This window comes from Henriciella mobilis, from assembly GCF_003576315.1.
GTDB classification, from domain to species: domain Bacteria; phylum Pseudomonadota; class Alphaproteobacteria; order Caulobacterales; family Hyphomonadaceae; genus Henriciella; species Henriciella mobilis.
This window is the reverse complement of sequence record NZ_QWFZ01000006.1, coordinates 244,945-263,468: the sequence shown is the minus strand read 5'-3', so window position 1 is coordinate 263,468 and position 18,524 is coordinate 244,945. Positions and strand designations below refer to the sequence as shown.

Here is an 18,524-nt window from a genome sequence, read left to right as displayed (position 1 = left end):
ATTATCTCCAGTGCTGGTCGACCCAGCCTTCTTCGATCTCGTGCGGCTTTTCCTTGCCGTGAAAATACACGATCCGCGCGCCCCCCAGCCCGTTCGGCTTGACGTGGCACTTGTAGCTCAGCACCTGCCCCGGAAAGAGCGTGTCCAGTACGTCCGGGTTCTGCCGGCGTATCCACTCCATGTCGTTCTGGCCGCGCCAGCGCTCATAAACATGGGCGTGTCCGGCCGGGACCAGGGCGACCCCGTTGCACACCCGCGTGGGCCGGTATGGATCGAGCGGCACGGCGATGCGCTCTGCGGTGAAGCAGTATTCGGCCAGCGCATCGCAATTGCCGGTGACGATCGTATCCAGCCCCACGAGGATCATCGGCCGGTTCAGCCGGTATGGCTCTATGCAGTCGCCATAGCCCGGCGTCCGGTTGGTCATCAGCCTTTGCGTGATCGGCTCCTCGAAGTCGCGCTCCCGGTCAGTGAAACAGACGAACTCGAAGGGTATAGTCAGGTTGCGGGCGAAGCCGCGATAGAGCTTTTCGGCCCAGCTTTCGTCATAGGCCTGGCTGAAGCTCTTGCTGTTCTGATTGCTGTCCCAAAGGAGGGTCGCGACGACGAGATCAGGCCGCAAAGCGTACCCGCCTGTTCTGCCGGCTGATTTCATCTTCCATTGTGATCGGCCGCATTTCTCCGTGCTTCATCCAGACATGGCAGGCGGGCACATCCTTGGACACCACGGACCCTGCGCCGATCATGGCCCCGACACCGATCCGGACACCCGGCAGGATGACGCTATTTGCTCCGATGCTTGCATCAGGCTCGATGATGATGGCCGGGCGATCCTTGTAGGCCGACACATTGAACCCGGTCTTGCCAGCGCGCGGCCAGCCATCGTTGCACAGCGTGCAGTTAGGTCCGATGAAGACCCGGCTGCCTATTTGAAAGCCCGGACCAGCGGCGAGATTATGGGCGATGACGGTTTCGTCACCGACCGTTGACCCGTCGATACAGGCCCCGCTCGCGATCGAGCAGTCCGCTCCGATCACAGCGCCCCGGATCACCGAAGCAAATTGCCAGATGCGGGTGCGCGCTCCGACCGTCGCCCCCTCCACCAATGCCATAGGATGGATGAAGGCGTCGGGGTGGATGCTCATTGCGGGTGCGTCTCCAGCGAGGGGAAGCAGCGAAGGGCCGAATTTGGCGTAGCGTTGAACACCTCGACCTTCCCCTCCAGCCGAACCGCCATTCCCTCGATCGAGGGAATAAAGTCGGCCTCGTACTTGTTCACCGGCGTCTTCACGCGGTGGTCATCGTGATAGTTGCCCGGCCTCATGTCGAAGCCGTGCAGGATGATGCGGCTCGCGCCCATAAGATAAGCGAGGTTCAGCGCCATGGCGCCACCACACTCGCCAGCCAGCTTCTTCGGATCTTCACTCAGCGTCCCGAACTTGTCGTGTTGCAGCTCGATGACCGGCCATGGCAGCGTCCAGCCGCGCGGCTCCTGGAACTGGCGGATGACGCGGTATTTCGACCGGTTCAGATGCAGCCGCTCCCGGTTCCAGTCGAACCAGCGCCGGTCCATGACAAAAAGGACGTCAGCATCGGGGAAGACATCGAGCCCCGCATTGTTCACCGCGATCACCGGATCAGAGCCGAGGGTGCGGATATCGAGATCGTTGATTGAGGGTCCGCCGCCGAGGATGTGAATTTGCTTTCCACGGAATGCGTCGATCATCGCTTTTCGTCTACCGCCTCAAGGTAGGCCTTGTGCGCCGCGCGCGCCATTCGTCGCCACTTGGCCAGCGCCGTCATTGCATCGACTTCGCCGTTCCTGTCGGCTGCGATAACCAGCGCCTCGAACCCGTCACCGCCGGACGCCGTGAAGATTGCCGCCGCCATCCGGTCGATGATCTCATTCATGGAGAGGCCAGACTCGCCCTCCTTGGTGATCATCAGCTTTGAAATACGCTCAAGCAGGTCGTCTGAAAATTCCGATTTCGCCATGTCTTTACCTTACCCACCCCAGCACACCCGGCGCGATACTGATGGTCAGCCCGCCCTTGCCGTCGAACTGGACGCTGCCCGCCTCAGAGGCAGTGAAAATGGGCTCGCGCGGTAAGCGCTGCGCCACATGCGCCGCAACCGCCCGGATGTCGAAGCTGCCCTCCAGAGAGACCGACGAGAAGTCATCGGCCTCGACCATCATGAGGCGCGGGGCCTCGCCTTGCGAGCACTGGGCTTCCAGCGCGTCCATCAGGAGCGCCGTCATGTCTTCGGGTTTCATGGTGTCCCTTTCGGGGCTAGACGAACACGCCTTCCGGCACGTCATCAGCATCGATTGCGCCGACCGATTCCAGTTCGCGCGCCGTCAGTTGCTTGCCGCGCTTCACCGCGGCATCAAGAAGACGGTTCAGTTCAGGCCGATCATTGACCATGATCGTAACGATCCCGTGCTCCGGAAATCGCTGGTTGTAGACATCGAGGCTGGTTGGCTGTGGCGGCTTGTCGAAAATGGACATCAGAGCGTTCCCCGTGCGGCCTTGGCGAACTCCGGCACAAAGCGCTCGATGATTTCGCTCCAGGCTGACCCATTCGGGCCACCCGTCAACGCGAACCAGTTTGCATACGCTTCAGCCATGTGCCCTTCGGTATATCCGTCCTTCAGCTTCCGGAACCGCGCATAGTACCCGGATCCATGACCATACCCATACCGCGTCCGCGACACCGACTCAAGCAGATCAGCGAAGAACAGCCACTCCTTGCCAAGCTCGCCCGCCGCTTTTTGTTCCAGCCATCCCGCAAGGTTCTTTGCATAGCGAAGATCGCCGCGCCGCATCAGCTCGATCAAATCGTCGGCCCACTCCTTTGTTGGCGTCAGCTTTGCCGCGGCATTGCGTGCAACCGCAGAAACCGTCATGAACTCGCCGGCGTCTGCGGCCATCTCTTGGCGCAACATCGCCTCGAAGTCCTTGCGAGCCGCACCCGTCAGTGATGCCGAACGAAAGTTGAGCAGACGTCCGCGCATATCGACGCTGTGGCCCAGCTCGTGCCGCATAACGGGAGCGCGAGCAGACGCCGGCATGTTCGCCGGCATGAAGATCGCGTGATCGCGCGGGCTGTAGTAGGCTCCGCCGCCCTTGGCATGGACGCGCGTCGGTAGCTTCTTGCGAACGGCCTTTTCAGCCCATTCCTCGGATTCCTTCAGGGTGCGCTCCAGCACCTCGTTGAACTCGTCGTCCAGCATCGGAGCGGTTGGCGGCCTTTGCTGTCCAGCGCTCGCCATCTCTGCGGCGTTCTGCTCCACATCGACAACCGGCTCGGACACGCATCCGCAATTCCCAACCCCGGCTGTTCCTGCTATGTACCAACCTGAAGCAGTTTGGAAATTGTAGACATGTCCCTCCCAAGCCCGACTGACGCAGACCTCGACCTTGCTATATCGAAGCTCGACGCCGGCGAAACTCTCAAGGCGATCGGCGCCATGGTCGGGTTCCATCCCGATTGCTTGTCCAAGCACCTCCACTCCAGGCGCGGATACAGGATCAGCACAGTCGGCCGCCGCGCGAACAACAGCATACAGTACGATGAGGCGGAAGCGATCCGGGCCTACCTTGCCGGCGAGTCCGTCAAATCTCTCAGCAATCGCCTTGGCCCCCAGCGAAAGACCATCACCGAAATGCTCAAGCGCAATGGCGTACCAATCCGAGGCGCTGCCGAGGCCGGGCGCATCGTCTGGGATAAGATGACGCCAGAAGAGCGCTTCAAGCAGACGGAGGCTGCGCACGCGGCTGTCACGGGCACTAAGAGACCAATGCGGCAGCGCCTTAAGCGCGCCCGCACGTTTGAGGCCAATGAGAGTCGCATGGGCATGTTCGAAGACACACTCCGAGACGCCCTGACTGATGCAGGCTGTGAGTTCACGCCGCAGGCCGCCGTCGGCGTCTACAACGTCGATATCCTCGTCGGCGGTAACGTCGCCGTGGAAGTCTCCCGGTCGAGCGTAACCCGTTACCGATCCAAGGAGGGTCTTGCCCGCTGCGAACACCTCGCCAATCGAGGGCTCTCGCTGTTCTACGTATGGGTCCAATGCATTGAGGCCGCAAACATCAGGTTGGACGATATAGTCGCCGACATTCAGCGCCTCAGCCGGCTTCCATCCGGTGCTCGTGAGAATCGGGTGGTTCGCTGTACAACTTACTCTTTCACCCGATTCCGTAACGAACTCGGTCAGATGGCCGCTGTGCCAACGGCGCCAGATTTTAAGTACATCGTCATGGATGCTGACTGGTTGCCCTGACGGGAAGCAGTAAATCGCAAATCCGGGCTCATCGCCCGCAGGCTGTCCGAGCTCATAGATGCGGCCCTCCCGGCGCTTGTGCTGCGGTCGAAACCGACGCTTGCCCGAGTGGCGCCAGCGATAGTGCTTCACGCCCGCCTCCCCCATGCGGATCCGGGTCAGCTCGCCGTTCAGCTTCTGCGCCTGGTCGACGGCGATCATGTTCGCGCGGCGGCGGGCAATGCCGATGCGTTCGGTCAGCTCCTTCGCGATCTTCTTCCGGGGCGTCCCCTCGGCAAAGCCGCGCCAGATCGTATCGGCGATTTCCTTCTTCGTCTTCGCGTCCACATCCTTGATGAGGTTGGCGATCTGGCTCTGGAAGGCCTTCACCCGGGCCGCGTTTTCCTTCCGGTCGATGAAGGGGAAGATATCGATCCCCGTCCCCGCCTTCACCGAGTCGGCCCAGCGCTGTTCGTGCCACTTCAGGGCGTCGCGCACCCAGCCGCGCACCTCTGCGTCGACCATGACTGTCGCGCCGGCTGCCTGCGCCTCGGCAATCCTTATCGCTTCGGCCAGGTCGTCGCTCTCATCGTCGCGGGTCAGCGTGGAGAGCGCCTGACCATAAGCCGGACGAATCCGGTCGATGACCTGCCGCTCCCATGCCTGCACCGGGCGAACCACGATGCGGTAGAGCGAGCGCTTCAGCGTGTCCGTGATCTCGATGCCGCGAAGCACCCGGTTCTTGCGGATGCCGTTCTGCCGGGCCAGCTCGGCGAGGTCGAAGCTCATGACCGTTTGATGAAACGTCCGCGGGCGTCTCGGGGTTGAGGCGAGCGGTCCTTCATCTGCTCAGGTGACCAGCCCGTGTCGATCTCCTCGAACACTTCCGGCCCCAGCTCGATCTTGCCGCGGTAGGGCTCGATGTCCTTCAGGTCGATGTCAGTGTCGTTCCACGAGATGGTGATGTGCGGCTGGTACTCTTCATGGTCCCAGCTCGCGCCCATATGCTTCATGTGCTCGTGACGCCAGCTGAGTTCGGATGCAGCGAACAGGAGCACGGTCGCATCGCCGAAGCGATCAACGAGGCGGGCACCGCCTGGCGCGATGGTGAGACCACCGTCTTCATCGCCCCAGGACTGCCCCATCTTGAGCCAATCCACCGGTGTCTTCGAATAGGTGATGGTGACGTGCAGCTCGCTGCCCGGCATCGGAGACTTGAAGCCTTGGTCCTTGGCCCAGCGGAGAATGTCTGCCGTGTTCAGCACCTTCCGGTACACATACAGGGTGCGCGGCGCCGCATCGGCAGCCTGCGTCGGGTCGTCTTCCGGGTCGAGATCGTCCGGCGCGTCCGGGTCCGGGTTGTTCGGGTCGCCGGCTTCGGGGTCGAACTCTTCGGTCTCTTCTCCGAACTCCTCGTAGGCGGCCTCGATGCCGGGGAAGCGGCCGCTTTCAATCAGCGCATTCTCGACGGCCTTGGCGAGGACGCCGGACGGGACAAGGCCCATGCTGGCATACTTGCCGAAGGTCTCGGAACGGCCCTTCTCGACCTCCATCTGTTCCTTCTCGTCAAGCTGATAGAGAGGATTCCAGAGCGCATGAACATCATCGTCACGCTGACCGGTCGCCGAGCGGATCAGCACCTCGTCCAGCCGGGAAAGCGCAGGTCCGACTGTCAGGGTCTGTTCTGCACGAATGCGGTCGTAATAGTTGCGGAGCGCGCTTTCACCGTCGCTGTTCAGCCCGCCGGGCGCCTGGCCGAGAAGGCGGGTTGCAGGGATGTCGGACACACCGGAGACGATCTGAAGGTATTCGCGGATGATCTCAGGCAGATTGGAGAAGCTGATCTGCTTCTGGTCGTGTTCTTCCTCTGCGTCGAGGATGATGCCGTTGATGATGGATTTGATGCTGTCGGAGGTCTGAAACCGCTTCACCAGGAGGTCGGAGTATTCCTTCGAGGCGATATTCTCGGACAGTCTGGGGATCTTGTAGATATCGACCTTCGCCTCGAGAACGAGGGAGGCGATGCCTGAAATGGCTGCGCTCGCATTCTGGAGCGACTCGTTGACCGACTGCAGAACACTGTCGCCCCAGCCGTGCGGGTTCATGTCTTCGTCGGGGTGTTCGTTTCCGAGAAAGCGGACAACGCGGGACGGGTGAACACGGTGGGATTTACCGGCAGTGGTCGTAAACTCGTACCAGACCGGCTCGCCGCACCATTCGTCTTCAGGATCGGTGCGAAGTTCACCGGCCGTCAGACGGTAACGATGCATGACGTGCGCCCAGCGCAGCGCATCCTTGCCAACACGCTCCGCAGTAAGCGGCTCGGTCGGATCGTCAGCACCCACACCAAGCACGAGACCGGCGCCGCCGTAGAGGCGCGCGAGGTTCTGAGCCTTCTTGACCTTGGCTCGCAAATTGAGCCGGCCTTCCTCTTTTTCGATGGCTTCGATCTGGTCTTTCTCTGCCTGCCAGGCGCGCCACTCACGCACCATGTCGAAAGCCGGCGCATCGATTACCTTTCGAGACAGCCCATCGCCACGATAGGCGTTTGAGAGCTGCTCACGGGTGAGTTCCTCGAATCTCCAGCTATTGGAGGAGCTCTTGTCGCGCGTACCGCCGAGGCCCGCGAGGACGTTGACCAGCTGATCGCCGATGAAGGAAAAAGCGCCCATCAGAAATTCGCCAGATTATAGCTGGAGCCGGACACCAGCTCAGAGAAAGCCCGCGATGCCGCGTCGACCTGGTCCTTCCACTTCCCGACCGGGAATGTGGTGATCTCATCCAGAAAAGCTGCGTTCCAGTCGCCTTCAACGAGTTTCACGTTACCGACCTCCGCTTGTGCTGCGAGCGGCTGGGCTCGCGTTTCCTTGTCGCCGCTCTCGGTCGAGGCGGTGTAGCTGTAGCCAGCAAGTTGCTTGATCAGGTATTGGGCCTGCGCCTTGCCGGATTGGCCGGGGTCTTGCGGGATAGAACCCTTAACTGATCGGCCATCCTGAGAGGCCGTGTTCACGAGAAGGCGCTCGACCGCCGCCGGCGCGCCTTGAATGCGCTTCACGTCCGCGATGATGTATTCGCCATCCGGCGAGCGCCCCATGAGCAGACCCGCCGTCCAGGCCGAGTCCTTGTCTTCGGACGCGGCCAAGTCCCAGGCGCGCACCCACTTGCACTTTGCCGGCGGGGCCTGAATGACCTGAAACCATTCCCGCTTGAACATGCCGCCGCCGCGTGGCGCGGGCCTCTGCTGGAGCTGACCGGCTGCGCCATAGCTGCCGAGCGTGATTTCAAGCTCCCTGACCTGCGCCTCGGGAAAGCGCTCGGGAAACATCAGCTCCCCATCCCTCTGTCTCGGATCCTGCCAGCCGAGTGATGTCACGCATCGCCGGTCGGCCTCGAAGCGCATCGGCACGCAGAGGTGCGTATAGGGCAGCCCCATATCGAGGATGACCCCAGAGGTATCCTTCTCGCTGAGCCGCTGCATGATGACCACGATGGCCGAGCGCTCGTTATTGATCCGGGTCGGCAGTGTCTCAGTGAACGTCAGCCGCGCGTTCTCCAGCTCAGCATCCGAGTTCGCATCATCGGCACTGATCGGATCATCGAGGATAACCCGGTCTCCACGAGAGCCGGTCATTGACGTGAAGGCCATCGCCTCCCGGAATCCGGTGCGATCGTTCTCGAATTTCGTCTTCGTGTTCTGGTCATCGACCAGCGGCATCGGCCATAGCGACTGAAACCATGGCGACTGGATCAGCCGCCGGCACTTCATGTTGTCGCGCACGGCTAGCGCCTGGGCATGGGCCGTCCCGATAAAGCGGTTCGCGGCCAGCCCCTTCGGTCCCCATTCCCATGCTGGCCATATTACCGCCGTGAGCATAGACTTCATCGAACCCGGCGGCACATTCATGAGCAGGCGCTTAATATCGCCTGCCGTCACGGCTTCCAGATGCTCGCAGATCGCATCCAGCACCCAGCCCCATTTCAGTTCGGCTGAGGGCTCCAGGACCGACCAGGCCCGCTTCGCGAAATTGGCCAGAGACCGGGAGCAATATTCCCGCTCGATGCAGCGCCAGTCCTCACTCGTCAGATTCAGTTCTGCGAGCGGCAAGGAGAGCCTCCATCACGTCAGTGGGCAGCTTGCTGGGATCAATGGTGGTCGTGCCATCCACCCTGCCAGAGTGCTCGAGCTGGCGACGGTTCGTGTAGGCGTCGCCCATTTCCTTGGCGGCCTGCTCATGCAGCGAGGCAGCGAGGACCATGTTGCCCTGCTTCTCGGCCTTTTCCGCCATCCTCTGGAGCGCGCGGAGCCGAACTGCACGGTGGCTAATGCCGATTGAGGATGTGTCTTCGAGGAAGGTCTTTCGGGTCTCCTCAAAGAGCGCCTTCCACTTCTTCGCAACCGCGGCCCCCGCCTTTTTCGTGGGGTCATATGTCTCGACATGCTGGCGGGTGATGTCCTGGCCGAACTCATCCTTGACAGCCTTTGCCACAACGGACGGGCTGTCGAAGCAGGCGAGCGCCTGAACGATAAAGGTCTTCTCAGCCTCAGAGAGTTTCGACTTGGCTGCCATGGGTTGTCTACAATCTGTCTATAGGCTCACGCCACCTGTCGAAGGCAGACCCCACATGCATGAGCAATACTTGCGCGGCCGATCTCCGGCCCTTTCTTCGCGGCATCGATGAACGCCTGCGCGTGGGCAGGTTCGGCACCGTAGCGGCGAACGATCGATGTGAACTCTTCCACGTCATGGCCCCGGATCGCGAACTTCGGGCGTCCCGTGGACTTGCTGAACTTGGGCGCGCCAAAGGCATCCCGCTCCTGTGCGGCGTGAAGCAGCTCGTGCTCTACAAGCGCGCACCATTCCACATCTGAGCAGGTCGCCGCGTATCCGGCGTCGAAGGTGAGAATGAAGTCAGGGATGCCCCCGAACCATTGTTCGATCTGGACCTCGGCTCTCGCCTTTGCCCATTTCCCCATGGCGCGGGGTGCGCCGGTCTCGCACTGAGCGAGGATGATGCGGCCGTGCCGGCCATTCGGGACATTGGTCCAGAGCGCGCCGATTAGCGCATGGTTCAGGTGTTGGTGCTCGGGGTTGTGGAGCGTGGCGCTGTCTTCGATAAAGGTCTCGCGTGCCCACTGAACAAGATCGGGCGCCGGAACGAACTGCTGCGTAACGTGATCAGCGAGAAGGCTTTCGGGTGGGCTGGGTCTATGGGTCATGATGCATCACCGCCCGGCGTACAGACGCTCTCGGCACGCGGGCATACAGGAGGAGGATGTCGGCCGGCTCTGGGTCCGGGCGGTGAAGGGGGTCTGCGGGCCGGGCGTCACTCCGGCTCTAGCGACCTATTGAACACGGGATGCGCCCGAGACACAGCGTGCCGCCAGCCTGGCTTGGCCTGCGCTTCCACTTTCAGCGCCGCCGCAGATACGAAAAGCGCCCGGCAAGCTCTGGGCTTCGGGCGCACTCTTCAAATCTGAATTTCTGCAGGTTCTCTATCTGTTCGGAGAGTATGTCAAGGGGGTGGGGCTAGAGGTTGTGGATAGCGGTTCAGGCTGACCGAGATATTGTGATGCGCTGCCAGATACGTCCGAGTTCGACATAAAGCGTGCGGCGCAGCCTCCTGAGCGCCATTCGCAATTCTCGGCGGCCGCTTTCAACATCCACAAGCTCGTCTAACCACTCTTCGCGCGCAGTGGCCCAATCCTCTTTCATGATGAAGCCGGCGAGGTTTCCTTGAGCGAGCACTTTCATGGCATAGCCGTGAGGAGGCGGGACTGGATGCGGGTCATTAGAAGCGAAACTCTCCCCCGTTCTTTTTCTGCAGAACATGGTATGCCGCGTCATAGGCATTCATGGTCCATGACGTTTCCGCCAGCTGCACCGCGTAAAGTCGGCTCCACGGGTCGAGCATGTTCATCAAACTGACGGCATCAAGGTACCAATCTGGATATTTGGGCGGGAGCCCAGACAGAGCGAGCGCGGCCTTGATCTTTGGTTCGACCCCTTCGAGGCGGGATCGGACACGAGCTCTCGTCCCTTCTACAGGAGTGTGTATCGCTTTCAGAGTCGGGTTGTCGCTCATCACAATCTCCAAAGCCTGATCAGCGCATCCAACCCGATCCTGAGCCTGCCGACCTCATGCCCTCTTGGGGGCTGGTTGTCGATGCACACGCGCTCGATCACGCGGCGAACGTCAGATCCGGCATCATACACGCATTGCCGCGCCTTCCGCCACTCGAAAGCGGCGCGACCATCATCGGCCGGCAGGGTTGCGACTGAGCTTCCGCGGTCAATCCATTCTGAGAGACGAGGCGACTTCGCCTCCGGTGTCACACCCGCCGCCCTGAGCGCACGAAGACGCGCCGTCGCATACCGCCGCCCGGCCTCTGCCTGCTTCTGTGTGAGAACCTGGCTGACGGGCGATGCGAGATGGTCCAGCACGCAGTCTGTCTCACCAGCGGCGTTCTTGCCGCCAAGCAGGGCCTTCCTCCGCGCTTCGAGCTCCGGCGTCGGGCCGACTCGCTCATCATGGCGGTGGACGCTGCCGTTCGGATAGCGCTTTGCCTTGAGGTTACGCTTGCGTCCTGCTCTCTTGGCCAATGAGGGCCTCCGTGAAATGGCTAGGGTGGTCAATTAGCGTCCCCTTTGGTCTTCGGCGCTGGCGGCTTCTCACGCTCGCTGAATGGAAGCTGCTCCCGCTCCCACCTGACTTTGCGGAGGTATGAATCCCCGTCGGCCGCATCCCGCGCCAGCGCCGAACAGGCGAGGGTGTGCCCGCCGTTCGGGCGACCGCAATAGCTGCAATAAGTGTCGGTCATGGTGTCGGTGGCCTCCATGGAGTCAGCGGCGTTGAATACGCCAGCATGAGAGTGTGGCGCGGCTGGCCATCCTGAGCCGTGCCGAAGCACCAGAGCGTGTCGTGGCCAGCATCCTGTGCGATATGAACGACACGTCTCCAGCGTTGCCGCAGCGGCCTTGGCAGCTTGGCCAGCGGCCCCCATGCCGGGACGACCAGATCGGCCTCCTTGAATATCGAGTAGAGGTATTCGTCGGCGTATGGCCCTATCGGGTCAGCTGCATCCCTGAGTTCCCGAACGTCAGTCGCGCAGAGCTGAAACTTATTGGGCTTTATGATCCGCCCCCAGCCGAGACGCTGGCCAAAGCCAATGTCCTTGCGGATCGTGGCATCGTTCTTTTCAGCGTCGGCTGTCGATGGATTGACGCCCGGTACGGCAACGACGGGGCCGGTGTCGGCGACCTTTCTGTCGAGGCGGTGACGATAAAGACCGCACGGCGAGAAGACAGCCGACGACCCTGTTTCGGCAAATGCGAAGGCCCCTTGATCGCTCATTCCGCCTCCACCGGCTCAAGCCGTTTCACTGTCAGGGATTTGAGGGCGGAGAGGGCCGCAGGGTCGGGGGAAAGCTTCTGGAGCTTGCGGAAGCGCTCGCCAAAAAACGGAGCATCATCGCGAAACATCACGAGGCGATGGTCTGGAGCATGAACGTCGTCCAGCCAAACCGCTTCATCCATAAGCTTCCTGACCGTATAAACGGCCCCTACCGTCAGGAAAGCAGCCGCATAGTGATCATCTCGCGCACCGTCAGACATGCGCCCAACCTCAACGCACTGCACACGATCTCCGAGATCGAACATCAAAACCTCCCTGTCTTCGATTGAGCTTTCCCGCCTGGCCACCGGCCAGTTCCCGGCAGAGGCGCAGTTGAGCTTTTATGCTCGTCGCAGAGCTGACCCTTGCAGGTCTTGCCGCAACGGCGAACGGTTCCGTTTCGTGGGACGAGGTAGACGCAGTGACGCTGCGTTGTGGGTGCTTGCGGTCTTGATGGCGCTTCTGCCTCTTCCAGCCTGGCGCGAATGGCATCGACGCCAAACTCGTTGATGAGTTGGATGTCGGAGCAGAGAGCGGCCAAGGAAATATCGACCGCCGCAGCGATCTCCTTACGGCTCATGTGTGCCTTTCGCATCCGGTCGACCGACAGGAGCCGGCGAAGGCGCGGCGCCCGCGTGCGGTCGAGAGCCGAACCGGAGCAGTGGAAGCCCTGAGTCGTCATGATGCCAGCCCCACAGCTTCAAGGCGGTCTCCGATGGCTTCATCAACCGGCTGGCAGAAAATGGCGTCGGGGTATCTCTCCTTCGCCGTTTCCTGTGCATGCATGATGGTGGTGTGATCCTTCATCCGGAATATCTTGGCGATGCGCGGATAGCTCATCTCCGGATACTTCCAGCGGATGTAGGCCATGCACCACTGGCGCGGCCAGACGTTGTAGCGGGCCTTGCAGCGGTCGAGGACGCGGGCTTTCGTGATCGGCTCGGCTGCTATCGCGCCAGAGGCGTTTGGCTTGCTGAAGTATCTCGACGCCGCATCGAGGGCCTCGGATAGCAGACGGTCTTTCGGGGTCTGGGGAATGTCGATGGCCATCAGATTTCCCCCAGCGCGATCATGTAGGTTTCGAGCAGGCTCTCCTGCTCCTGGCGCTCGTCGCGGTCCTGCTTCCGAAGCTTCACCACGGATCGCAGCGTCTTCGTGCAGTAGCCCATCGCCTTTGCCTCGGCGTAGACGTCCTTGATCTGGTCGGCGATCTCGGCCTTCTCGTTATTCAACCGTTCGATGCGTTCAATGGTCAGACGCAGCTTTTCGCGGGCCACGTCCGAGAGCATCCCGGACTCGGCTGGTGTGAACATGTTTCCGTCAGGCATTGGTCTGTCCTCCTGTCAGTAGCGCAATGAAAATGGCGGTGTAGGCGAGCCAGATCAGAACGGCCGGCCAGTCGATGCGGCGGGTCATGCGTGCGCTCCATTTCCGAGCGCGGCCTCGACGGCGAGACGCTTCATCTCGATCAGCTCGGCGTGCGTCGTCGCCTTGGCGAGCACCTGGCCGGGCTTCGGCGCAAACTCGCGATCAGAGCGCAGGAAGTGCTCATAGGCAGCAAACAGGCTGGCGAGCGGGACATCGAGGAACAGGCGAATCCAGTCCTGCACCACGGACTTGTCCGAAGCCGATGTGTCGGACCAGATGCGCAGCAGGCGGGTCACGACCTCAGCGATCTGACGCGGCGAGCCGGGTGAACTGAGACTGGTCAAGGTCGATAACGCGGCCTCCGCCTCGGCTCTCGAAATGTTGAGGACCGTCATCTTCCTCGCGGTATTGCCCTCCCATGAGAGCTTCGAACTCGTCAGCGACCTCGTCAAAAGCTTGATCTCTCTCGGCATGTCTGCGAGCGCTGGCGGTGCTGGCCGGGCGTTGGGATGAGCGAGCACCTGGCCGGTGTTCGACTTCTGGCGCTCCGGAGAGGCGGGCGTCCCGGTTTCGGATGATTGCGTCATGGCAGTAGCTCCAGTTCGTGATTTTCTGGCCACGCTTGGCGAGCGTGGCGGCGCATTGCTGAATTGCGGGGATGACATCGAGGTCGAGATCGGCCGGGTTTTCCGGCGCGTTAACGAGGTTTCTGATCGAGATTGGCGAGATCGTGCCGGGACCGAGATCGGCTTCGGTCAGACCAGCGGCTTTCAGGCAGGCGTCCCTGATCGCGTCAGCCGGAACAGCCTCGCGCGCGGACTCAACACTACTCTTACTCTGGTCTCTGGCTTCTGGTTTCTGGGTCTTATCCGCTTGGTTATCCAAAGGCGGATTTTCCGTTTGTTTTCTGAGGGCTGGGTTGCCGCCCTTCTTGCCGTTTTCTCGCAGTTTTCTCCGACGATTCTCGTCTTTTTCCATTCGACGCGAGAAGATGACGCCATTCTTGCGGACCGAATAAACGTCAGCCTCAAGCAGTTCCTGGAGCCAAGCCGTGACCATCTCGACCGGCTCACCGACTTGGCGAGCGAGCTGCGCAGGCTTCAGCGGCACGCCAGCAACACGAAGCTCGCCATAGGGCTCTGCCTCGTGCATCAGGCAGATCATCTCCATCCAGAGACCGCGAGCCGCCATAGAGACGAGCCGCAGCTTCGGATCAGACCTCCAGTCCGATGGATAGAACTTCATCCACGGATTGCTCACGCAGCCTCCTCGGCGCGTTCAGCGCCAGTGTTGGGTTTCGCCTTGAATGTCGGGATGATGGCCGCCAGGACGGCCTGCACGTCATCGACAGAGCGCACGATGTGGTAGACGCCGCCTGCACGCTCGAAGTCGGCCTGCCATGCTTTCTGCTCCGGCGACTGGCGCCCGTTCCGGGTCTTGGTCTCCATGGCGATCGCCCGGCCCGCCCAGAGAACGAGAATGTCAGCGACACCCGCCTTCACGCCTTCCTTCTTCAGCCGGATAGCCGAGAGCGGGACTTTCTTGCCTCTGACGGTGACGGTCTTGCCGCCGCGCTTCTCGCCGTTCGGGACAGCGAAGAAGGTAGCGTCAGCCGGGAGCGCCCAGTCGAGCAGGGTGACGATGGCGCATTGGATCTGGTGTTCTTCGTGGTTGTGGCTCAAAACACCGCCCTCCCGATCATCACGATCAGCGAAGACGTGAAAAGGGCAGACAGGGCTATCAGAGCGAAGCCGGTACGGCGGGCTGATTTCACGGTCATGACACCTCCTTAAGCGGGGTCGGGGCGTGTTGATTTTCGGGGAGGTCGAGAAGCTGACTGCCCCACTGATCGGCCATCGCATTGGCAATGCCCTCAAAGGTGCGAGAGCGGATTTTCCAGCGATCAGGGCCGGGCGGGGCGCGATGAACGGCAGACCATGCCTTGTGCGCGTCAGTGCCCGTCTTTGGTGGCGTCAACCGATCGGTCGGGTTCAGCGGGTCGACTCCGCGCAGATAGAGCCCGGTCGCCTTGAAGGCCGGATCACCGAACCACCACGGCTGCACGGTCTGAGCCGGCGGCGCGTAATTGCGGATCAACGCCTTGGCGTGCTTGTGCATGACGGGGTTCTCGACAGCCACGCGGGGGCAGTCGGCATTCCAGACAGCGGAGAATAGATCAGCGCCCTCTTCCAGCTCGGCCCACATCTCGGCGCGGGTCCGGCCGGGCGGCGGGGTATGCAGCCAGCGCACCCCGGAATTGCAAAGCCGCGTGCACGGCGGGTGAAAGACCGCGATCAGATCCCAGCCATCATCCAGCACGTCGCGGATGTCGCCGGTGATATGGCGGTTGCTCCGATCCTCTGCCGGCAGCAGGTCACACGACCAGGCATCGTGTCCACGCGCAGCAAAGGCGCGGCGGACAACGCCGGAGAACTCGCAGCCGATCAGAACGCGCCCCATCAGCCCTGCCCCCTCTGTTCAGTTTTCTTCTGCCCGCCCGGCTTCCGGCGTGTCTTTCGCTCGATAGCCTTTGCGGCTTTTTCAGCGCGCTTGGAGAGGGGGCGGAGATTGTCGGAGGTCATGCGGCGTCCCTCCCCTGCTCTGCCTTCGAGACAACGGCCTCTCCGGCCGCAGTCAGCTGATAGACGTGCGCTGGATTGCCCCGGCGTGTGAGCGCGGTGCGTGGGCCTTTCTCGGCCAGTCCGAGCGTCACAAGCTCCGACAGGCGCGGGCTCACATAATCGGCGTCCAGGCTCAGACCCTTGGCCACGTCCTCAGCGCCGTGTGCGCCGTTCGAGGCCAGCCAGCGGACAATGCGCATGCGGTCCCGGCCTGCCTTGCTTTTCAGTTGAGCGGCCATGTCGGAAGATGCACCGCCGCCCTTCGAGCCGACTTCGCCGCGATAAGGCCCGCCAGCTTTCGACGCATCAGATTTGATGCGTTCACAGCAGCCCTCACAAATCGTGCGAAAACTGGTCAGGCGCGGATCTCGCTTCTTGCGAACATCGAAATACGGCCACGATTGATGGCATTCAGGACATGTGAAGCTATCGCTCATCTTTCAGCATCTCCTTTGCTTTGGCCATCAGGCGCTCGGTGCTGCGGCGGATACGGTCGGAGACGCGGAGCTTTCGCTCAGCCCTCCAGATCATCGCTGAAGCCAGCCAGCGCCTGGCGAACGAGGGCGAGCTCTCTCTCGGCTGCTGCGGCAGCGGCTTTCTGGGTTTCAACCTGGGCCTCCAGTTCAGCGATGCGGCCAGCGGCTTCGGCGGGCTCGTAAGCCCGGTCGAGAAGCGACTTGAAGCCCGCGCGGATCAGCTGAAGCTTGTGTTTGTTGGACGGCAGCTGGCCCTGGCGCCAGCCGCTCACGGTGCGTGTGTCGACCACCACATGACGGGCCTGCAGGTCTGCCGCCTGCACTTCGCCCGAAGGCCACCGGGCGGCCTGAAACCGTGCCCAGCGGCGCGAAATGATATCGGCCAGCAAAGTGTCGCCGATTTCGGAATTGGAATGCATCGTCGTCTCCATCAGATTGACCTCCGTGGAGACGAGGCAGACAAAACGGAGCCGCCATGACGACAGATGCGAGAGCCCGAACCGCCTATAGCGAGGGGCTGGCTCTCATCGAGAAAGGCATTCAGAAGCTGCGCATCGGGGTGGAAATCGAGCGCACGCTTCAGGACAAGAGCGAGCCGGCCGCTGCGGGGACATGCAGCGACCGGCTCTCGCGCAACAACAGGCCGGGTGGGGACGAGCCCATGTGCGCGAATGGAAACTAGGCCGGGATGAACGCCATTGAGCGGGGTATGGAACGCAGCCCCTTGCTGGTCCGCTATGTCATGGCGAACGGGTTTACCTGTGCTTTCCCGGCAGCACTCAGGCGGGAGGTTTCCAGCGGGGCATTTCATGCAAAGCGCCTCCACACATCCAGCGCCAGCCGGACAGGCCAGAACGCCGCGCAGGCGATGATGAAAGCGAGGACCATCAGGGCGGACACGATGGAGTCGTCGGTCCCCTGAAAGCTGATCTGCCGGGCCGTCATGTCGATGAGGCCGATGGCAAGATAGAGGAGGATGAAAACCGTCATGGCTGCACCGCCTCGGGCGCGCCCTGCTCTTCCAGATAGATTTCTATGCGCTTGACCGTGTCACGCCGCAGGTCGCGGCCATCGCGCAGGTCAAAGACAAAATTCGGATCACTCAGCGCCGCGACCCCAAACGCCGTCGGGGTCTGGCCACTGGCCGCCAGATGCGCCTCTATGCGCGATAGGATGGGGTGCGTGTCTGCCATATCGAATAGGATGAATAATCCTATTGATAGGATAGGACAACCCCTATTCGCATTTTTTCGCGAGCCCGGCGATTAGGGGGCATGGCCGATATGAAATTGTCCCCCGCCCGACAGCTGCTCGTGGACCGTGCTGCAGAAGCAGATACCACGCTGAAGGAGCTCTCCCTGAAGCTGGGCAGAAACCACGCTTACCTGCAGCAGTTCGTGATGCGAGGCTCGCCGCGGGTTCTTCCGGAAGATGTCCGGGAAAAACTGGCAGACAGTCTGGGCGGAGCGCCCGGCGACTATAGGGATGGTGGCGTGCCCTCGATTGCGCCGCGAACGAATACCGAAGACGATTTTCTGACAGTGCCGATCTATGACCTGCGGGCCTCGGCCGGCGCAGGCGCCTTTGCCGAGGATGGCGAGCCTGTCGGGTACCAGCCCTATCGGGTTCAGCAACTAAGGAGGCTCACGCGATCCGATACGGAATCGCTGGCCGTGATAACGGTCGGCGGCGATTCGATGTGGGAGACGCTGCACGATGGTGACCAGGTGCTCGTGGATAGATCGGTCAACCGGATCGTGCGTGATGGGATCTACATCCTTGCTTTCGAGGATGAGCTACTGGTCAAGCGCTGTCAGCGCGACCTGGAAACCAAGGAAGTGATCGTGAAGTCAGACAACCCGGTTTATGACACGTTCAGGATATCGTCAGCTGACAAGCTCAATGTGCTCGGCCGCGTGATCTGGATCGGAAGGGCTCTCGGATGAGGGCGTTTGGCATCTTTGCGACATTGGCTTCAGCCGCCGCATTTTTTGTCGGGGCGATGATGTACTTCGCGATGGACCGGCCAACGAAGACTGACTTGGTCCTCCTGGAGAGCGCCCAGTCATTGCTCGATCTGTGCGAGTCCGGAAGAGCTTTGGATCGATATACGAACACGACCACCTATTGCACGAAAGAGCGCATTGATCTTGAGCGCCGCCGCGATGAACTCCCCTCTCCGGATCCAGCTCTTGTAATGACGGGCCTGGCGCTCATGAGCGCAGCACCATTTTTCTTTCTTGTGGGCTGCATCTTCCTGGCCGCTGGCAATCTGCAAAAAACGGTCTTGAGTCGGCTGGATGGAAAATTCGCCGAAAAATAGGGAAATAAGAAAATTCCTATTTCCTATTGACGGATAGGATTATTCCTATCATAACGGTCTCAACCCAACAGGGAGAG

At 61.4% G+C, this 18,524-nt stretch carries 29 protein-coding genes; 3 read left to right on the top strand and 26 right to left on the bottom strand.

Going from position 1 to position 18,524, the window contains the following annotated elements; translation table 11 throughout:
- Position 1: 1 nt before the first annotated feature.
- From D1227_RS06410 to D1227_RS06285, 24 genes are all read right to left on the bottom strand, one after another.
- Positions 2-622: a hypothetical protein gene (locus D1227_RS06410; protein WP_233349771.1), complete on the bottom strand. Its 621-nt coding sequence runs from the start codon at positions 620-622 to the stop codon at positions 2-4.
- Entirely contained in the window at positions 612-1,145 is a 534-nt protein-coding gene (locus D1227_RS06405) for a DapH/DapD/GlmU-related protein (RefSeq protein ID WP_119404260.1), read from the bottom strand. The genes D1227_RS06410 and D1227_RS06405 overlap by 11 nt, the downstream gene beginning before the upstream one ends.
- A complete protein-coding gene (locus D1227_RS06400) occupies positions 1,142-1,726 on the bottom strand; it encodes a motility associated factor glycosyltransferase family protein (protein WP_119404259.1) in 585 nt (194 codons plus the stop codon). Before D1227_RS06400 ends, D1227_RS06405 begins: the two co-directional genes overlap by 4 nt.
- The gene (locus D1227_RS06395) at positions 1,723-1,995 is read right to left on the bottom strand and encodes a hypothetical protein (RefSeq protein ID WP_119404258.1); all 273 of its coding nucleotides are present in this window, start codon (positions 1,993-1,995) and stop codon (positions 1,723-1,725) included. The genes D1227_RS06400 and D1227_RS06395 overlap by 4 nt, the downstream gene beginning before the upstream one ends.
- Positions 1,996-1,999: 4 nt before the next feature.
- Positions 2,000-2,275 (bottom strand): hypothetical protein, encoded by a 276-nt coding sequence (locus tag D1227_RS06390; protein ID WP_119404257.1) that lies wholly within the window; start codon positions 2,273-2,275, stop codon positions 2,000-2,002.
- 16 nt (positions 2,276-2,291) lie between these two features.
- A complete protein-coding gene (locus D1227_RS06385; protein ID WP_119404256.1) occupies positions 2,292-2,510 on the bottom strand; it encodes a hypothetical protein in 219 nt (72 codons plus the stop codon).
- Positions 2,510-5,056 carry a minor capsid protein gene (locus tag D1227_RS06380; protein WP_119404255.1) on the bottom strand — a complete coding sequence of 849 codons (2,547 nt, stop codon included), beginning with the start codon at positions 5,054-5,056 and terminating at the stop codon, positions 2,510-2,512. The genes D1227_RS06385 and D1227_RS06380 overlap by 1 nt, the downstream gene beginning before the upstream one ends.
- Positions 5,053-6,939 (bottom strand): anti-CBASS protein Acb1 family protein, encoded by a 1,887-nt coding sequence (locus tag D1227_RS06375; RefSeq protein WP_119404254.1) that lies wholly within the window; start codon positions 6,937-6,939, stop codon positions 5,053-5,055. Before D1227_RS06375 ends, D1227_RS06380 begins: the two co-directional genes overlap by 4 nt.
- Positions 6,939-8,372 carry a phage terminase large subunit gene (gene terL, locus D1227_RS06370; RefSeq protein ID WP_233349777.1) on the bottom strand — a complete coding sequence of 478 codons (1,434 nt, stop codon included), beginning with the start codon at positions 8,370-8,372 and terminating at the stop codon, positions 6,939-6,941. Before terL ends, D1227_RS06375 begins: the two co-directional genes overlap by 1 nt.
- On the bottom strand, positions 8,341-8,835 hold the full coding sequence (locus D1227_RS06365) for a DUF2280 domain-containing protein (RefSeq protein ID WP_119404253.1): 495 nt from the start codon (positions 8,833-8,835) through the stop codon (positions 8,341-8,343). The genes terL and D1227_RS06365 overlap by 32 nt, the downstream gene beginning before the upstream one ends.
- A gap of 26 nt (positions 8,836-8,861) precedes the next feature.
- Positions 8,862-9,485 carry a putative metallopeptidase gene (locus tag D1227_RS06360; protein ID WP_119404252.1) on the bottom strand — a complete coding sequence of 208 codons (624 nt, stop codon included), beginning with the start codon at positions 9,483-9,485 and terminating at the stop codon, positions 8,862-8,864.
- Positions 9,486-9,816: 331 nt separating this feature from the next.
- On the bottom strand, positions 9,817-10,020 hold the full coding sequence (locus D1227_RS06355; RefSeq protein ID WP_119404251.1) for a hypothetical protein: 204 nt from the start codon (positions 10,018-10,020) through the stop codon (positions 9,817-9,819).
- A gap of 37 nt (positions 10,021-10,057) precedes the next feature.
- Positions 10,058-10,351, bottom strand: coding sequence for a hypothetical protein (locus D1227_RS06350; protein WP_119404250.1), 294 nt, complete (start codon positions 10,349-10,351; stop codon positions 10,058-10,060).
- Positions 10,351-10,869: a hypothetical protein gene (locus tag D1227_RS06345; protein ID WP_119404249.1), complete on the bottom strand. Its 519-nt coding sequence runs from the start codon at positions 10,867-10,869 to the stop codon at positions 10,351-10,353. The genes D1227_RS06350 and D1227_RS06345 overlap by 1 nt, the downstream gene beginning before the upstream one ends.
- A 214-nt stretch (positions 10,870-11,083) precedes the next feature.
- Positions 11,084-11,620: a DUF1643 domain-containing protein gene (locus tag D1227_RS06335; protein WP_119404247.1), complete on the bottom strand. Its 537-nt coding sequence runs from the start codon at positions 11,618-11,620 to the stop codon at positions 11,084-11,086.
- A complete protein-coding gene (locus tag D1227_RS06330; RefSeq protein ID WP_119404246.1) occupies positions 11,617-11,925 on the bottom strand; it encodes a hypothetical protein in 309 nt (102 codons plus the stop codon). The genes D1227_RS06335 and D1227_RS06330 overlap by 4 nt, the downstream gene beginning before the upstream one ends.
- Positions 11,926-12,337: 412 nt before the next feature.
- Entirely contained in the window at positions 12,338-12,709 is a 372-nt protein-coding gene (locus D1227_RS06320) for a helix-turn-helix domain-containing protein (RefSeq protein ID WP_119404244.1), read from the bottom strand.
- Positions 12,709-12,987 (bottom strand): DUF2312 domain-containing protein, encoded by a 279-nt coding sequence (locus D1227_RS06315; RefSeq protein WP_267896853.1) that lies wholly within the window; start codon positions 12,985-12,987, stop codon positions 12,709-12,711. The genes D1227_RS06320 and D1227_RS06315 overlap by 1 nt, the downstream gene beginning before the upstream one ends.
- Positions 12,988-13,071: 84 nt before the next feature.
- The gene (locus D1227_RS06310) at positions 13,072-13,371 is read right to left on the bottom strand and encodes a hypothetical protein (protein ID WP_147373271.1); all 300 of its coding nucleotides are present in this window, start codon (positions 13,369-13,371) and stop codon (positions 13,072-13,074) included.
- Positions 13,328-14,287, bottom strand: a complete 960-nt coding sequence (locus D1227_RS06305) for a hypothetical protein (RefSeq protein ID WP_147373270.1) — start codon at positions 14,285-14,287, stop codon at positions 13,328-13,330. The genes D1227_RS06310 and D1227_RS06305 overlap by 44 nt, the downstream gene beginning before the upstream one ends.
- Positions 14,284-14,709, bottom strand: coding sequence for a VRR-NUC domain-containing protein (locus D1227_RS06300; protein WP_119404241.1), 426 nt, complete (start codon positions 14,707-14,709; stop codon positions 14,284-14,286). The genes D1227_RS06305 and D1227_RS06300 overlap by 4 nt, the downstream gene beginning before the upstream one ends.
- Positions 14,710-14,803: 94 nt before the next feature.
- Entirely contained in the window at positions 14,804-15,487 is a 684-nt protein-coding gene (locus D1227_RS06295; RefSeq protein ID WP_119404240.1) for a hypothetical protein, read from the bottom strand.
- A 118-nt stretch (positions 15,488-15,605) separates the two neighbouring features.
- On the bottom strand, positions 15,606-16,085 hold the full coding sequence (locus D1227_RS06290; protein WP_119404239.1) for a helix-turn-helix domain-containing protein: 480 nt from the start codon (positions 16,083-16,085) through the stop codon (positions 15,606-15,608).
- A 77-nt stretch (positions 16,086-16,162) separates the two neighbouring features.
- Positions 16,163-16,555: a hypothetical protein gene (locus D1227_RS06285; protein ID WP_119404238.1), complete on the bottom strand. Its 393-nt coding sequence runs from the start codon at positions 16,553-16,555 to the stop codon at positions 16,163-16,165.
- A 44-nt stretch (positions 16,556-16,599) separates the two neighbouring features.
- On the opposite strand from D1227_RS06285, the gene D1227_RS06280 reads away from it, so the two are divergent.
- The gene (locus tag D1227_RS06280; RefSeq protein ID WP_119404237.1) at positions 16,600-16,806 is read left to right on the top strand and encodes a hypothetical protein; all 207 of its coding nucleotides are present in this window, start codon (positions 16,600-16,602) and stop codon (positions 16,804-16,806) included.
- Between the two features lie 125 nt (positions 16,807-16,931).
- Here D1227_RS06280 and D1227_RS06275 read toward each other — a convergent pair whose 3' ends face one another.
- Positions 16,932-17,114: a hypothetical protein gene (locus D1227_RS06275; RefSeq protein WP_119404236.1), complete on the bottom strand. Its 183-nt coding sequence runs from the start codon at positions 17,112-17,114 to the stop codon at positions 16,932-16,934.
- A complete protein-coding gene (locus D1227_RS06270; RefSeq protein WP_119404235.1) occupies positions 17,111-17,317 on the bottom strand; it encodes a hypothetical protein in 207 nt (68 codons plus the stop codon). The genes D1227_RS06275 and D1227_RS06270 overlap by 4 nt, the downstream gene beginning before the upstream one ends.
- Before the next feature lie 90 nt (positions 17,318-17,407).
- On the opposite strand from D1227_RS06270, the gene D1227_RS06265 reads away from it, so the two are divergent.
- Both D1227_RS06265 and D1227_RS06260 read left to right on the top strand, forming a co-directional pair.
- Positions 17,408-18,070, top strand: a complete 663-nt coding sequence (locus D1227_RS06265) for a S24 family peptidase (RefSeq protein ID WP_158586585.1) — start codon at positions 17,408-17,410, stop codon at positions 18,068-18,070.
- A complete protein-coding gene (locus D1227_RS06260) occupies positions 18,067-18,447 on the top strand; it encodes a hypothetical protein (RefSeq protein WP_119404233.1) in 381 nt (126 codons plus the stop codon). Before D1227_RS06265 ends, D1227_RS06260 begins: the two co-directional genes overlap by 4 nt.
- Positions 18,448-18,524: the final 77 nt, after the last annotated feature.

Bases quoted from the DNA above. Each gene is read 5' to 3' on its own strand.
- D1227_RS06275 (WP_119404236.1), bottom strand. From the start codon at position 17,114: ATGACGGTTTTCATCCTCCTCTATCTTGCCATCGGCCTCATCGACATG.
- D1227_RS06335 (WP_119404247.1), bottom strand. From the start codon at position 11,620: ATGAGCGATCAAGGGGCCTTCGCATTTGCCGAAACAGGGTCGTCGGCT.
- D1227_RS06280 (WP_119404237.1), top strand. From the start codon at position 16,600: ATGACGACAGATGCGAGAGCCCGAACCGCCTATAGCGAGGGGCTGGCT.
- D1227_RS06360 (WP_119404252.1), bottom strand. From the start codon at position 9,485: ATGACCCATAGACCCAGCCCACCCGAAAGCCTTCTCGCTGATCACGTT.
- D1227_RS06265 (WP_158586585.1), top strand. From the start codon at position 17,408: ATGAAATTGTCCCCCGCCCGACAGCTGCTCGTGGACCGTGCTGCAGAA.
- D1227_RS06395 (WP_119404258.1), bottom strand. From the start codon at position 1,995: ATGGCGAAATCGGAATTTTCAGACGACCTGCTTGAGCGTATTTCAAAG.
- D1227_RS06390 (WP_119404257.1), bottom strand. From the start codon at position 2,275: ATGAAACCCGAAGACATGACGGCGCTCCTGATGGACGCGCTGGAAGCC.
- D1227_RS06400 (WP_119404259.1), bottom strand. From the start codon at position 1,726: ATGATCGACGCATTCCGTGGAAAGCAAATTCACATCCTCGGCGGCGGA.
- D1227_RS06350 (WP_119404250.1), bottom strand. From the start codon at position 10,351: ATGAGCGACAACCCGACTCTGAAAGCGATACACACTCCTGTAGAAGGG.
- D1227_RS06295 (WP_119404240.1), bottom strand. From the start codon at position 15,487: ATGGGGCGCGTTCTGATCGGCTGCGAGTTCTCCGGCGTTGTCCGCCGC.
- D1227_RS06375 (WP_119404254.1), bottom strand. From the start codon at position 6,939: ATGGGCGCTTTTTCCTTCATCGGCGATCAGCTGGTCAACGTCCTCGCG.
- D1227_RS06260 (WP_119404233.1), top strand. From the start codon at position 18,067: ATGAGGGCGTTTGGCATCTTTGCGACATTGGCTTCAGCCGCCGCATTT.
- D1227_RS06285 (WP_119404238.1), bottom strand. From the start codon at position 16,555: ATGGAGACGACGATGCATTCCAATTCCGAAATCGGCGACACTTTGCTG.
- D1227_RS06380 (WP_119404255.1), bottom strand. From the start codon at position 5,056: ATGAGCTTCGACCTCGCCGAGCTGGCCCGGCAGAACGGCATCCGCAAG.
- D1227_RS06405 (WP_119404260.1), bottom strand. From the start codon at position 1,145: ATGAGCATCCACCCCGACGCCTTCATCCATCCTATGGCATTGGTGGAG.
- D1227_RS06330 (WP_119404246.1), bottom strand. From the start codon at position 11,925: ATGTTCGATCTCGGAGATCGTGTGCAGTGCGTTGAGGTTGGGCGCATG.
- D1227_RS06290 (WP_119404239.1), bottom strand. From the start codon at position 16,085: ATGAGCGATAGCTTCACATGTCCTGAATGCCATCAATCGTGGCCGTAT.
- D1227_RS06385 (WP_119404256.1), bottom strand. From the start codon at position 2,510: ATGTCCATTTTCGACAAGCCGCCACAGCCAACCAGCCTCGATGTCTAC.
- D1227_RS06355 (WP_119404251.1), bottom strand. From the start codon at position 10,020: ATGAAAGTGCTCGCTCAAGGAAACCTCGCCGGCTTCATCATGAAAGAG.
- D1227_RS06365 (WP_119404253.1), bottom strand. From the start codon at position 8,835: ATGGCAGCCAAGTCGAAACTCTCTGAGGCTGAGAAGACCTTTATCGTT.
- D1227_RS06320 (WP_119404244.1), bottom strand. From the start codon at position 12,709: ATGGCCATCGACATTCCCCAGACCCCGAAAGACCGTCTGCTATCCGAG.
- D1227_RS06270 (WP_119404235.1), bottom strand. From the start codon at position 17,317: ATGGCAGACACGCACCCCATCCTATCGCGCATAGAGGCGCATCTGGCG.
- D1227_RS06315 (WP_267896853.1), bottom strand. From the start codon at position 12,987: ATGCCTGACGGAAACATGTTCACACCAGCCGAGTCCGGGATGCTCTCG.